This is a genomic window from Streptomyces lavendulae subsp. lavendulae, from assembly GCF_002803845.1.
Lineage (GTDB): Bacteria > Actinomycetota > Actinomycetes > Streptomycetales > Streptomycetaceae > Streptomyces > Streptomyces lavendulae.
The window spans coordinates 8495475-8509012 of record NZ_CP024985.1; the positions used below are offsets into that span (position 1 = coordinate 8495475).

8 protein-coding genes and 2 pseudogenes are annotated in these 13538 nt (G+C 67.0%); 4 read left to right on the forward strand and 6 right to left on the reverse strand.

Annotated elements, in window-relative coordinates; all coding sequences use genetic code 11:
• Positions 1–59: 59 nt before the first annotated feature.
• Positions 60–1355, reverse strand: a complete 1296-nt coding sequence (locus tag SLAV_RS38535; protein ID WP_037689285.1) for an ABC transporter substrate-binding protein — start codon at positions 1353–1355, stop codon at positions 60–62.
• 274 nt (positions 1356–1629) lie between these two features.
• On the opposite strand from SLAV_RS38535, the gene SLAV_RS38540 reads away from it, so the two are divergent.
• Both SLAV_RS38540 and SLAV_RS38545 read left to right on the forward strand, forming a co-directional pair.
• Entirely contained in the window at positions 1630–2619 is a 990-nt protein-coding gene (locus SLAV_RS38540; RefSeq protein WP_199922250.1) for a LacI family DNA-binding transcriptional regulator, read from the forward strand.
• Positions 2620–2783: 164 nt separating this feature from the next.
• Positions 2784–3284, forward strand: coding sequence for a hypothetical protein (locus SLAV_RS38545; RefSeq protein ID WP_100660737.1), 501 nt, complete (start codon positions 2784–2786; stop codon positions 3282–3284).
• 51 nt (positions 3285–3335) lie between these two features.
• Here SLAV_RS38545 and SLAV_RS38550 read toward each other — a convergent pair whose 3' ends face one another.
• Together SLAV_RS38550 and SLAV_RS38555 are read right to left on the reverse strand one after the other, a co-directional pair.
• The gene (locus SLAV_RS38550) at positions 3336–4175 is read right to left on the reverse strand and encodes an IS5 family transposase (RefSeq protein WP_100660736.1); all 840 of its coding nucleotides are present in this window, start codon (positions 4173–4175) and stop codon (positions 3336–3338) included.
• A 264-nt stretch (positions 4176–4439) separates the two neighbouring features.
• Positions 4440–5192 carry an IS5 family transposase gene (locus tag SLAV_RS38555; RefSeq protein ID WP_100660735.1) on the reverse strand — a complete coding sequence of 251 codons (753 nt, stop codon included), beginning with the start codon at positions 5190–5192 and terminating at the stop codon, positions 4440–4442.
• Between SLAV_RS38555 and SLAV_RS38560 the strand changes: the two are divergent.
• A pseudogene (locus tag SLAV_RS38560) lies at positions 5173–6376 on the forward strand (IS110 family RNA-guided transposase). The gene SLAV_RS38555 and the pseudogene SLAV_RS38560 overlap by 20 nt on opposite strands.
• Before the next feature lie 19 nt (positions 6377–6395).
• On the opposite strand, the pseudogene SLAV_RS43785 reads toward SLAV_RS38560, so the two are convergent.
• A pseudogene (locus SLAV_RS43785) lies at positions 6396–6731 on the reverse strand (IS5 family transposase); the annotation flags it as partial.
• Positions 6732–7788: 1057 nt separating this feature from the next.
• On the reverse strand, positions 7789–9441 hold the full coding sequence (locus SLAV_RS38570; protein ID WP_167456779.1) for a nucleic acid/nucleotide deaminase domain-containing protein: 1653 nt from the start codon (positions 9439–9441) through the stop codon (positions 7789–7791).
• A gap of 185 nt (positions 9442–9626) precedes the next feature.
• Here SLAV_RS38570 and SLAV_RS43790 point away from each other — a divergent pair.
• A protein-coding gene (locus tag SLAV_RS43790) for an IS630 family transposase (protein ID WP_425276217.1) occupies positions 9627–10690 on the forward strand; the annotation gives its coding sequence in 2 pieces (ribosomal slippage) (positions 9627–10070 and positions 10073–10690; 1062 coding nt in all).
• A gap of 19 nt (positions 10691–10709) precedes the next feature.
• Here SLAV_RS43790 and SLAV_RS38585 read toward each other — a convergent pair.
• A complete protein-coding gene (locus SLAV_RS38585) occupies positions 10710–13283 on the reverse strand; it encodes a ricin-type beta-trefoil lectin domain protein (RefSeq protein WP_051841591.1) in 2574 nt (857 codons plus the stop codon).
• Positions 13284–13538: the final 255 nt, after the last annotated feature.

The window sequence follows — 13538 nt, forward strand, 5'->3', positions numbered from 1 at the left end:
GCTGATGGCGCGGCGGGGGCGAGAAGGATCCCTGTCGCGTCCCCGCCCCGGCGACAGTGCTACTGCGCGACCGCCAGGCCCTGCTTGCGCATTTCGGCCAGGGTCGAGTCCTGAGCGTGGCCCAGGGCCTGCGCGATGGTTCCCTTTCCGGTCCACGCCTTGCCGAGGCCGTCATTGAGGTCCGCGACCGTGGAGGTCATCAGCGGGCCCCAGGTCCACCCGGGGTCGACGTCGGGCGCGGCCGCGGCGAAGACGTCGTAGATCTGCTGGCCGCCGAAGTAGGGGTCGGCCTTCAGCTGCGGCAGGTGGAGCAGATCGTTCGCTGCGGGATAGAGCGAAGCCTTCTCGACCAGCGTGCCGAACGCCTGCTTGTCGGTTCCCAGCCAGTGGGCGAACTCCCATGCAGCCGCGGTGTTCTCGCAGCCCTTGAGCACGGCCGTGGCCGATCCGCCCGCGTTGCCGACCTTCTTGTCGCCCTCCTGCCACTGCGGCATGGGGGCGACGGCCCACTGCCCGTCCCCGTCCTTGGCGCCGCCCTTGATGACTCCCGCCTGCCACACCGCCCCCACGACCGTGGCGATGTCGCCGTTGCCCAGCCCCGTGTACCACGCCTGGTCGTACATGGGGGCGCTGCTGATCAGGCCGTCGTTCGCGAGGCCCTGCCAGTAGTCCGCGACCTTCTTGTTCTCCGCGGAGGCCATGTTGACCTTCCAGGCGTCCTTGTCGACGCCGAACCAGTCGGCGCCGGCCTGCCAGGCGAGCCCGGCGTAGTCGTAGTCGAGGTAGGGCGAGGAGATGAACCGCTTGGGGTCGGAGGCGTGGATCTTCTCCCCCGCGGCGCGATACTCGGCCCAGGTGGTCGGGGGCTTCAGACCGAGCGAGTCGAACAGCTTCTTGTTGTAGAAGAGGGCCATGGGGCCGGTGTCCACCGGAGCTCCGTAGACGGCCTTGCCGAGACTCACCGCGTTCCAGGCGGCGCTCTGGTACTCCTGCTTGGCGGAGCCGGCGTGCTTCGACACGTTCTGGAGGGCGCCCTGGGCGGCGAAGCTGGGCATCGTCTCGTACCCCACCTGGGCCAGGCAGGGTGCGTTGCCCGCCTTCACGGCGTTCAGCATCTTCTGGTAGCCACCCTTCGCCCCGGGCTGCACCGTTTGGTAGGTGACCTTGATGTCCGGGTGGCCTGCGTTGAAGGCGTTGACGGCGTCCTCGTAGCCGGGAGCCCATCCCCAGAATGTTATCGATGCCTTTCCGGGGGTCGATGGGGTGCCGGACGCCGACCCCGAGCAGCCGGTGGCCGCAAAGGCGAGGGTGAGGACTCCCGCCGCTCCCACAAAACGGATGAAACTACGCTTCACAGCTCCTCCTGAGTGCCGTGGCAGGCAACGGAGACGTCCTGCACGGGGGCCGCCTGTCCGACGGGGCACACCGACGGTGTCGTCCGCCCGGTGTGCTGGCCGAAACTATGGCAGAGAATGTTATCGATGCCAATAGGTGGTAGCGGTTGGTGTCCTGGCCAGTGAAACTGCACGTGAACAGCCATGCGAGCGATATCATTGACCAGGTCGGACAGAAGAAAGGGATCCCATGGCGAAGAGCGGTGACACCCACAGCGGAGCGCGCCCCCCGGGCATGGTGGACGTTGCCCGGGTTGCGGGCGTGTCCGCGCAGACCGTCTCGCGCGCGCTCGCCGGCCACCCCAACGTGCAGGAGAAGACGCGCGCGAAGGTCTTGGCGGCGGTCGACCAGCTCGGCTACCGCCGCAACAACGCCGCGCGGATGCTCTCGTCGGGCCGGAGCCGGAGCATCGGCGTCGTGACCCTCCAGACGAGCTTCTACTCCAGGGCAGCCGTAACCTCCGGCATCGAGAAGGCTGCCCATGAGGCCGGCTACGCCGTCAGCGCCGCCACCACCGCCTCGCTGGACACCTCCGCCATCGAGAACGCGCTCTCCCGGCTCGCTGACCAGGACGTCGAAGGGATCATCCTCTCGGTGCCGCTCATTCATACCAGCAGCAGGATCGAGCAGCTCACCCGCTCCACGCCCACCGTCACCATCGACGGCTCGCGCACCGACGCGACCGAGGTCCTCGCGATCGACCAGGTCCAGGCCGCTCGCATCGCCACCCAGCACCTGCTGGACCTCGGACACGAGACGGTGTGGCACATCACCGGCCCCGTGGAGTGGCTGGAATCAGCCCACCGCCGCGACGGCTGGCAATCCGCCCTCGAAAGCGCGGGCTGTGCGGTGCCGCCACCGCTGGAGGGGGACTGGTCACCCGCCTCGGGCTACCGGAACGGCCTGGTGCTCGCGCGGATCCCGGACGTCACCGCCGTTTTCGTCGCGAGCGACGAGATGGCCTTCGGGGTGATCAGGGCCCTGCACGAGGCGGGGCGGCGCGTACCGGACGACATCTCGGTTGTCGGATTCGACGACATCGAGCTCGCCGAGTACTGCTCACCCTCCCTCACCACCATCGCCCAGCCGTTCCAGCACATGGGCGCCCTCGCGGTGACCCATCTGCTCCGCCAGATCGACGCCCCCGGCCCCGTCCCCGAGCCGCGCTCGGTCGAACCGCGCCTCGTCGTACGTTCCAGCACGACGACCGCGCCCGGTCGCTGAGCCCTGATGCCTTGAGGGTGCGGACGCCGGGCTGCCGGGCGTTGAAGTCGTCGGACACGGGTGCAGGTGCAGGCGGAGGGAGCCGGCTCACGGCGTGATCTCGAGTGGTGGAGCGGTGCACAACGCGGCACTGTGCGCCGGGCACATGCGCCACGCCGGTGACTGTGCCCACAGCACGGTTCTGGTCGTGGTGTCCTGTTCATGGCGCCTCGGCCACCGCGTGCCACGAGGTCGCCCTCGGGCTGTCCGGCCGGGGCCCGGAGCCCTCCGACGCCCCGTGCACCGCCGCCGCGGCGGACTTCGAGGCCCACCGCATCGACTTGCCGGTGCCGGGTACGAGCAGCGCGGCCGTGGTGCGCGGTGGCGCGATCGTCCTGGACATCGCGCACACCGGGACCCTCGTGGTCACTGCGGCGCGGATCGTGCTCGGCGCGCCCGTGCCCGCGGACACGACGTCGCCTGCGGATCGGCCGGGCCTGTTCCGGTACGCAGGGCGGCCCGCGCTCTCGCTGTACGCGCGCCGCGTGCCGGCCCATCTCACGCCGCGGTCGGTGTACTTCCAGAACGCCGTCCGGATGCCGCTGGCCCTGGCGGCCAGCCGGATGATCGAGGGCGTGCTCGATCTGTCCCACGGCGTGTGGACGCTGTTGGCCACCCCACCGTGAGAGGGCGTTTCCTCCTGTTGTTTCATCCCGGATTGCCGGGTTGATAGTGGTTCATGCGCCGCGCCATGTGGGGGTGGATTCGACGGTGAGTCTGCGGGTCATGAGGTTGATCATCGCGAGGTGGATCATGGCTTCGGAGCGGTGGGGGCAGGCTTCGTAGTCGCGCGTGAGACGGCGGTGGTTCATAAGCCAGCCGAGGGTTCTTTCGACGGTCCAACGGCGGGGCAGGACGGTAAATCCCCTGGTGGTGGGGTCGCGGCGGACGATGTGCATGTCGATGCCGAGGGTGGCGGCGTACTCGACGAGGTGCTGGCGGTAGCCGCCGTCGACCCAGGTCTTGCGGATGGTGGGATGCTCGGATGCGACCCGTTCGATGAGGGTCTGCCCGGCGATTGAGTCCTGCACGCTCGCGGCGGTGACCACGACGGCCAGGAGGAGTCCGACGGTGTCGATGACGATGCTCCGCTTGCGTCCGACAATCTTCTTTCCGGCGTCGATGCCCTGCTCGCAGGCGGGCACGTTGGTAGAGGTTTTGATGCTCTGGGAGTCGATGACGCAGGCGGTCGGTTCCTCCTCGCGGCCCTCCTGCCTGCGGACTTGACGTCGCAGGAGGGTATTGAGCTGGTCGAAGACACCCTCTTCCTGCCAGCGGGCGAAGTAGGCGTAGATGGTGTTCCAGTGCGGGTAGTCGTGCGGAAGGTAGCGCCACGGGATGCCCGTCCGGTTCACGTAGAGGACTGCGTCCAGCAGGCTCCGCAGATCGTGGTCCGGAGGCCGGCCGATGTCCAGGCCTCGGCCGCGGCGCTCGGACCGCCAGGCGGTCAGGACCGGCTCGACCAGCTCCCACCGGGCATCGGACAGATCGCTTGGGTATCGGCGGCGTTCAGGCATGATTCCGGGCTACCCAGGTGGCCCAGGCGCGCGGACCGGCGCCCGAAGCACACGGCGTGAAACCCGGCGGCTTGGGATGAAACAGGAGGAGGCAGCCCAAGAAGCCCGTCTGGCAGCCACTTTCGCACCATGAACCACACCAACCCCAGCAGCCCCGACCGGCCGCAAGCCCATACCGGCTCAAAAAACCAAAATTATGAGCTAAACGCCCTCTGACTGCCTGTTTCGTATCACCTGTGCGGGCTAGGAGTTGTCGTCAAAGTGTCACGCCCACATCAGGAGCGACGCGAGGGTGACAGCTGCTTGGTAGGACTGGGCGGTCTTGTCGTACCTGGTCGCGATGCCGCGCCATTGCTTGAGGCGGTTGAAGCACCGTTCCACGACGTTGCGGTGCTTGTAGACCTGCTTGTTGAAAGCCAGCGGTCGGCCGCCCCGGCTGCCTCGCTGGGTTCGGTTGCGGACCTGGTCGGATCGTTCCGGGATCGTGTGCGTGATGCCGCGGCGTCGCAGCCAAGAACGGATGGCCTTCGAGCTGTAGCCCTTGTCGCCTATGACGTGGTCGGGCCTGATGCGCGGTCTGCCCGGCCCGATCCGGGGCACCCGTATCGCGTCCATCACGGCGGTGAACTGGGTACAGTCGTTGATGTTCCCGCTGGTCAGGACGAACGCGAGGGGTCGGCCCGTCCCGTCGCGGGCCAGGTGAATCTTGCTGGTCAGCCCGCTGCGGGACCGGCCGAGGGCCGGGCTGCGGAGCCCCGTTACCGTCTTCGTGGCCTCGTAATGAGGCTCCCGGCCTTCGGCCCCGGTATGACTTGAGCCCCCAGTCGATGATGATCGAAAAGGTGGTGTCGCCGGTGTCGGAGGCATTGGCAGACCGCTGATTAGAGGCACGAGCGCCGGACCCGTGGATGGGCGAGGCATCTCTTCGTAACGTGGATGCCGGCACGCTGATGCCGCAGGTGAGGCCGGGGAACGGGCGAGCACGGGAGCGAAGGGCATGTCGCACGAGAGTGGCATCGACGTCTATCTGGGCCTGGACGTCGGCAAGGGCGATCACCATGCCACTGCCCTGAACCGGGCGGGGAAGAGGGTGTTCGACAAGCCTCTGCCCAACAGCGAACCGAAACTGCGGGAGCTGTTCGACAAGCTCCAGGCCAAGCACGGAACGGTGCTGGTGGTCGTCGACCAGCCTGCTTCCATCGGAGCCCTGCCGCTGGCGGTCGCCCGGGACACAGGCTGCCAGGTCGCCTATCTGCCGGGACTGACGATGCGGCGGATCGCCGATCTCTATCCTGGCGAGGCGAAAACCGACGCCCGCGACGCGTTCATCATCGCGGACGCCGCCAGAGCGATGCCCCACACCCGGCGGACGATCGATCTCGCGAACGAAACGGTTGCCGAGCTCGCGATGATCGCCGGGTTTGACGACGATCTCGCGGGCGAGTCCACCCGGATCGCCAACCGGCTCCGCGGCCTGATCACCCAGATCCACCCCTCTCTGGAACGTGTCCTGGGCCCGCGGATCCAGCACCCGGCCGTGCTGAAACTGCTGGACCAGTTCGGCTCCCCGGCCCGGATCCGCAAGGCCGGACGCCGCCGCCTGGCGACCCTGATACGTCCCAAGGCACCGCGGATGGCCGAGCAGCTGGTCGAGGACATCTTCACCGCACTCGACGAACAGACCGTCGTCGTCCCGGGCACTGACGCCGCCGCGCTGATCGTCCCCAGCCTCGCCAGCTCCCTCCAATCCGTCCTTGACCAGCGAAAACTCCTCGCCACCCGGATCGAGGAACTCCTGGAGGCCCACCCTCTTTCCCAGGTCCTGATCTCGATGCCCGGCATCGGGATCAGGACCGCGGCCCGCATCCTGATCGACGTCGGTGACGGCAGCGGTTTCGCCACCGCCGGCCACCTCGCCGCCTACGCCGGCCTGGCACCCGTGACCCGCAGTTCCGGCTCCTCCATCCGCGGCGAACATCCTTCCCGGCGAGGCAACAAACAGCTCAAACGAGCCTTCTACCTCGCCGCGTTCGCCTCCTTGTCCCAACCGGAGTCACGCGCCTACTACGACCGCAAACGCCGCGAGGGAAAACACCACATCGCAGCCCTCATCGCGCTCGCCCGACGCCGCATCGACGTCCTCTTCGCCATGCTCCGAGACGGCACCTTCTACCCAGCCGCCCATACCGGCTACGGCTTGACGAAGGCCATAGAGGCACCTTTTCGGGCCCCGGACGCGTGCTGGTGGGCACGGACAACGGTGGAGTCCACCGACACCAGCCACTCGATGTCGCCTGCCGCGTCCGCTTGCGCCTGCGCGGCCTGGAGCATCCGCTCGAATGTTCCGTCCGCCGCCCACCGGCGGAAACGGGTGTGGAGGCTGGCCCACGACCCGTACCGGTCGGGCACGTCCCGCCAGGCGACCCCGGTCCGGAACTTCCACACGATCCCGTTCAGGACCGTCCGGTCGTCCAGCCGCGGCCGCCCCAGCGCAGGCTGCGGCAGCAACGGCTGCACGAGTTCCCACTCAGCGTCCGACAGTTCATGGCGACGTATCACCCGACCATGATCCACAACGCAAGATCACTTTGACGGCAGACCCTAGGCGGCCAAGAGGCCGGTAGTCGGCGACCTGCTCGGGTTCCTGCTCTTGCAAAGGTTGCACGGTGGGTAGCTCCCCCCTGGAACATCACTGCGGCGCACCAAGGTTAGTGCCGCATGACAGTACGAGAGCCGTCTATCGCCGTCGCTGTGCTTTCGCCGCCAGCCGGTGCTGCCAAGTTCTGAGCCCGGTGGCTCAAGCCGGGTGAGGGTTGTGTTCGCCAGAGGGCCGTTGCGTGAGTGGACGGTACGAGCGGCCTCATGATGTGGGCCGTGACCACGGCCGCCGCGGCTCTGACTCTGTCGCTTCCCGCCACTGCTGTCTACGCGGCCGAGCAGCCTGCGATGGTGCTGCCGGCGGGGGCCGCTGACTGTGTGCTGTCGCATGTGATGGCGGCTTCCCGATGCGAAGATGCCGAGGTTCGGCTGGGACGGCCGGAACGGCCCGTCGATGGAAACCGACGGACCGTTCAGGAATTTCCTTTGGTTACGTTCCTGGTGGAAGGAACGTGGGCCTCAGTTCGGGTGGTAGGTCAGATGTCCGCCCGAAAATTAGGACATGACTCGGATTCATATTGTCATTATTGGGGGTGGCGATGATCCCCGCCGACAGTAGAATCTTGATGAGTGGTATCTGCATATGTAGACCAACCGTGCCAGGGTAGCGGGTGGCAGGAGTGTCAGTTAGTCCCGAGGTGAGATCCTCCAAAGCGGACTGCAGTTGACCGGCGCTGCATCGCCATCCCACGGATACCGATGCTGACATTGTCTCGGCGTCTGGTTCGACATGGACCACCGCGCCAGCCTGGTCCTGGAATCCGGATTCTCCTTCACGAAAAGCAGGCAAGCCGGCGCGCTGGAGAGCCTGGATGACCTGGTCCGCTAGTTTATTTCGGATGGATAGAACCTCATCGGAAGCGCGGATGAACCCATACTCTGTCAAGAGTTTTTCCTCCTTCTTGTGGCCAGGTGTGGTGGGCGGCAGGGCGGGGAGGCCCACCGCACCTTGATCTTATTGTTCAGCGGACTGTTTGAAGGACGGCCTCTCTAGCGCCTGGATCATGGCGTAGAGCCAGTCGCTTGAACCTGCGCCGTCGGGAACGGACCACGAGATCGGGGTCCCGGGCTCTAGTACTGCCGCCAACTTGGGCTTGCACTCGGGGCAGGGGCTCCGCTCGCTGTAAAGCTCGGTGATCTGAGACGGCTTGAAGTTCTTCGCCTTCAGCTGGTCGAGGATGTGATCCTCTGAGTGATATCCATCCCCCTTACTGAAGCCGACCACGAGATCGCCAGTCTTCGGATTATTCCAGCCGGGAACCCTCGCTACCGCAACATTGCGACCAGAGGTGAATCCTGCTGCTTTTCTGGCCGTGTATGCCATTCGGCTGAGTTCCGTGCTGTAATAGGGAATCATCCCCATGCAAGGGTCGTCGCTCTGCGCGGCTGCCACACGAAGAGCCTTGGCCCTTGGTTTGGTGGCGCACATTTCGGCGAATCCGCTCAGTGCTCTGGCGCCGATACCCTCGATAGCGGTCTCGGTCAGGCCAAGCGTGCGCAGGGCCTTGTAGGCGTCCGCGACGCCGATACCGGTCCTGGCGGCGGCATCAGCCGCCCTGACGGCGTCAGCGATCGGCCTGAGGATTTTCCCTGAGAACAGGAGGGCGACGTCCACCCCGGCCCAGGCGCATCCGCCCCAGCTTCCGTTCTCGCCGCCGGGTACGATTTTCTGAACGCACTTGATCCAGCTGCCGAAGAGGATGTCGACTGGGTCTACGGTCGCCTGGTATTCGGCCATCGTGATGGTGTGCGTGAGCTCTTGGGACAGTTCCGCAGTCGGGTACTCGCCCAGATAGGTCGTCGCATCAGCGGGACACGTGGACTTCGATGGGTCCAGGACCGGCGCGTTACACAGGTACAGGTCGAGGAGTGCCTTGTACCGGATCTTCACCGTGACGGTGCAGCCGCCCCTGTAGGCGAGCTTGTCGATCCAGCTGTCGCAGGCTTCGGTCTTCTTTACCGTCTGGGGATCCCCGATTTTGTCGATGCGCTTGACGGCGTAGAACATGTTGCCGATGGAGCCACCGGTCTGGTCGACGACGGTTCCGGCGTTGATCTGTTTCGCCTTGGCGGCCTTCTCGGCGCGGTCGGCTGATTCCTGGGCTTCCTTGGCGTACTTGTCGGCGTCCTTCGCCGCTTGTTCGGCTTCGGTGGCGGCGCGGTCGGCCGCTGTGCGGGCTGCCTTGGCGTCCTGTTCGGCCTGGGCTGCCGCGTTGCGGGCGGCGGTGGCGTCGAGGGCTGCCTGGTCGGCGGAGTTGCGTGCGTCCTTGGCGTGGCCTTCGGAGCGGTCTGCGGCCTGGTCTGCTGCGACGGCGTCTTCTGCCGCCTGGCGGCCGAATTCGGTGGTGCGGGCCAGGGAGGCCGCGGCCAGGGACGCGGACGTGGCGGCCTCGGCTGAGTAGCCAAGGGCTTCCTTGGCGTAGCCGCGGGCGTCAGCGGCGTAACCGGCCGCGTTGGCGGAGTGCTGGTAGGCGGCCTTGGTGTCTTCCTGCGCCTGGTTGGCAAGGGCCTTGGCGTTGGCGGCTTCTTCTTGGGCGTTCTTGGCGTGTGCTTCGGCTATGGCCTTCTGCTGTTCGGCGATTGTCTTCGATGCCTGCCCGGTGAGCACGATCAGCGTCGCGGTCGAGTCCGTGGTGACGTACGGGGAGCCGAGCTGGATGGCGTCGTTCGCCGGATCGGATACACGAAACGCAGACCTGCCGGCATCGGCCGCGGCCTGCGCGGTGACATACTGAGGATTTTTACGTTGTGTCGGGGGCTGACGGCTGCTGATCGTCGCGGTATGCCGGTTGTATGAGGTATCCGCAGGGTGGGGGTCTGACGTCGGAGCGTCAGGCTTTCCGGGAGGCTCTTCGCCTGGAGGCGGCAGGCTGGTTCGCTGAAGGGCTGACGAATCAGGTGATCGCGAAGCGATTACGGGTCAGTGAGCGGTCGGTGCAGCGCTGGCGCCGGACCTGGCGTGAGGGCGGCCGCCGGGCACTGCGTTCGAGCGGGCCGATGTGCCGGCCGAAGATCGGCCCCGAACAGTTCGCAGTGCTGGAAGCAGAGCTCGACAAAGGCCCCATCGCTCATGGCTGGCCGGACCAGACCTGGACGCTGGCCAGGATCCAGGCGGTCATCCGCCGCCGGTTGCGTGTGAGCCTGAGCATCGCGGCGGTCTACCAGACCATGCGGCGTGGAGGCTGGAGCCGGCAGGCTCCGGCCAGGCGCGCCCTGGAACGGGACGATGCCGCGGTGGCCAGCTGGATGAAGGACACGTGGCCGCACGTGGAATGACTGCGGCGGCGCTCGGGGCCTGGATCGTCTTCGAGGACGAGGCAGGTTTCTCGATGACGCCGCCGTCCCGCGGAACATGGGCCCGTCGCGCCCTCACCCCCACGATCCGGATGCGTGGCTGGACCCGCTGCCGCGTCACCCTCGCCGGACTGTGCTGCTACAAACCCGGCGAACGCTCACGGCTGTTCTACAAACTGCATGTCCACAACCGGCGACCTGCCAAGGGCGAGCGTCGCAGCTACGACTGGAGGGACTTCCGCTGGCTGCTGGTCTACGCCCACGGCCGTCTCGGCGCCCCGATCATCCTCATCTGGGACAACCTCAACACCCACCGCACCAAGGGCATGCGCGAGTTCATCGAGGTCACCGACTGGCTGACCGTCTACCACCTGCCCGCCTACACTCCTGACCTCAACCCGGTCGAAGGCATCTGGTCGGTCCTCAGGCGCACCGCCCATGCCAACACGGTCTTCGCCACTCCCGAGGACCTTGTCCGAGCCCTCAGGACCGGCCTCAAGAAGATCCAGTACCGCAGCCACATCGTCGACGGCTGCCTCGCTGCCACCGGACTCAGACCCTGACGACACCACGCCAAAAACCTCAGTAGGCGAAGCCGGCTGCCTTGGCCGAGGCCGTCACCGCCTTGAGGGCTTCCTGGTTCGCCAGGTCAGCCTGGGTCTTGGCCGTCTTGGCCTGGCCGTCTGCCTCGTCGGCCATGGCGACGGCGCTGCGTGCTTCGGATGCGGCGTGCTGTGAAGCGGCGATGGCGTCAGCGGCGGCACTGGTCGCCGTCTTCACCGCAGCCTCCGCCTTCAGCTTCGCGGCCTGAGCGCCGTCCGCGTCGGCGCGGGAGCGCTTGGCGGCAGCTTCGGCGCGTGTGGCCGCTGCGTCCGCCTCCTCGGCCGCCGTTGTCGCGGCGTTCGCCTCACCCCGTGCCCTGCCTGCGGCCGTCTCGGCATCCTTGGCGTTCTGATCAGCCTGATCGGCTGATGTGCGTGCCGCGTCCGCTTCCGTGCCAGCGTCGAGTGAAGCCGCGTAAGCGGCTTTAGCACTGGCCTTGGCACGCTCGGCCTCGGCCTTCTGCTCAGCGTCCCAGGCGTCGTCCCGCTTGGCCTTGGCGTTGTCGCGTGCCTTGACCGCGTCGTTCTTCCGGTCGACCGCAGCGGTCTCGGCCGCTTCGGCTTTGGTCCTGGCGTCCTGCGCCTTCGTGGCTTCGGCCTGTGCGTTGTTGCGGTGCTGGGCCGCCTCGGCCTGCTTGGCGGCCGCGGTTCCCTTCTCCTTCTTCGCGTTGGCCTCTTCCGCCTCGGCGGCCAGCCGCTTCGCGTGAGCGGTGGCTGCCGCTACCTTGGCGTCGCTCTCTACCTTCACCGCGTCGCCGAGCTTGGCTTTTGCCGTTTCCGCGTCCTTCTTCGCGTTGTCCCGATGAGACTTGGCCGCGTCCGCGGAGGCCTTTGCCTGAAGCTCGGCCGTGTGGGCCGCCTCCCTGCGGAACTCGGCCTTGGCCTGGGCGGCCTGCGCCAGAGCACGCTGAGCGATGGTCTCGCTGTCCGCGCCCGAGGCACGCGTGGCTGCCTCGGCGGTCTCGCCGGCCTTCACCATCGCGTCCAGCGCGGCCACCGCACCCTTGGTGACCTGGGCCTTCTGCTGGCCGACCAGCAGGCCACGGCCCCGCGGGGCACCGTTGGCGTCCGCGATCGTGTACGCGGCCTGCGCGGCGGTGTCGGTCGTCGTCGACGCCTTCTTGGCCGCTGCGGCCTGGACCTTGAGGACGTCGAGCTGCTTCTTCGCGCCCGCCTGCGCTCCGGTGACGGCCGCCTTGGCTTTGGTGAACTCACTCTGCGCCGGAACGGCGCCGTTGCCGGACGGCTTGATGTCGAACTGCTGAGGGCCGGTGCCGTTGCAGTCCCACAGCCAGGAGTCGTACCCGGGCTCGTAGGTGTGCAGGTCCAGGCACTTGCCCGTGCCGACGTTCTTGATGGCGGTAGTGGCCCGAAGGTTGTACTCCCAGGTCTGCGCCGGGGAACTGTTGCACGTCCAGATTTGAATCCGCGTGCCGTTGGCCGGGTCGTTGTTCGACACATCCAGGCACTTTTGCGACACCACGTTCCTCAGATGCAGGCCGTGGTCATCACCGAACATCTGCCACTGCTGCGCGGAGGTGCCGTTGCACCAGTAGACCTGGACCGGCGCGCCGTCGTTGGTGCCGCTGTTCTCCACATCAAGGCACTTGCCTCCCACGGCATGAAGCTCGATCACCGCGGGCTTGTCACCGACCGCGCCGATTCCGCCAGGCGACCAGTAGTCCTGCCAGCGGGTCGCGTGGTCGGCCACCCACGAGTGCCCCAGCATCTCGCCCAAGGCCTTCGCCCCCGCCGCGAGCGCCGTGGTCGCCTCGGCATTCGCAGCGAGAATCTGGTTGCGCTGCGCCTGCTGGGAGACGATCTCCTGCTGCCACTCGCCGGCCGCGGTGGTGGTGATGCCGTCGAGCACCCTGTTCGGGTCGATCGGGTCACGCCACGCGCAGCCGGCGAACCGGGCTTTCAGGTCCTCGACCGCGATGCGGTACTCCGCCGTCCCCGGCTGCGGAGCGCTGCGGGGGAACCCTCCCGAGGCCATGAACAGACGGGCGTTGTCCGCGCCCATAGGCTCCGGGGACCAGTCCGTCAGGTGCTGGAACGCCTCGTGCTCCGCGAGGTCACGGTTCCAGTCGCCCCCGGGAGCGTGAGCGTCGGGGTCCTTGCCGTAGAGGGGAGTCCCCAGGTACTTGACCATCCCCTTGGCCTGGTCATAGGCCTTGGGGGTGGGGTCCTGATAGAAGCTTCCTTCCTCAGTCCAGAACCTTTCGGCTACCCACTTGCTCAGCCCGGTCTGCGTGTAGAAGTCCTGCTTCCCATCGCCGGGCGAACCCGGAGGCCAGTGGAAGTCGGCGGTGTTCATGCCTCCGGGGGGATTCGTCAGCCCTTCCAGAGGCTTCTTCCAGCCGTCCCTCAGAGAGTTGATGGCCTGCAGCGAGCTCCACGCCGCGTCCCGGTCCTTCTGGTACGCGGTCGCGAGCGGAGTCTGCTGCCAACGGGCACGGTCAGCCAGCGCATGGAGCTTGTCCTGAGGCTGGTTGAGCGCGTCCTGCGCCGTCTGCGCCATGGACGGACCGCCCAGACGCAGCACATCGGTCATCAGGCACTGATCCTGGCGCCACTGCTCCGCGGAGGTGTCGTAAAGCCAGTCGTACGCGTCCGCCGCCGGATCAGCACGCAACGCTGCACTACGGTCGAGCACTGCCGGCTGGATGGCCAGACCGCCCAGGACCGCGATCGCGACGACGGATGTCACGGCAGGGGTCAGGAGCCGGGATCTACGTGATCTTCTGGATAAAACGCCATGTTTTAAGTGCACGATTTCCTTCCTTCATGGACGAATGAAGGCGGAAGC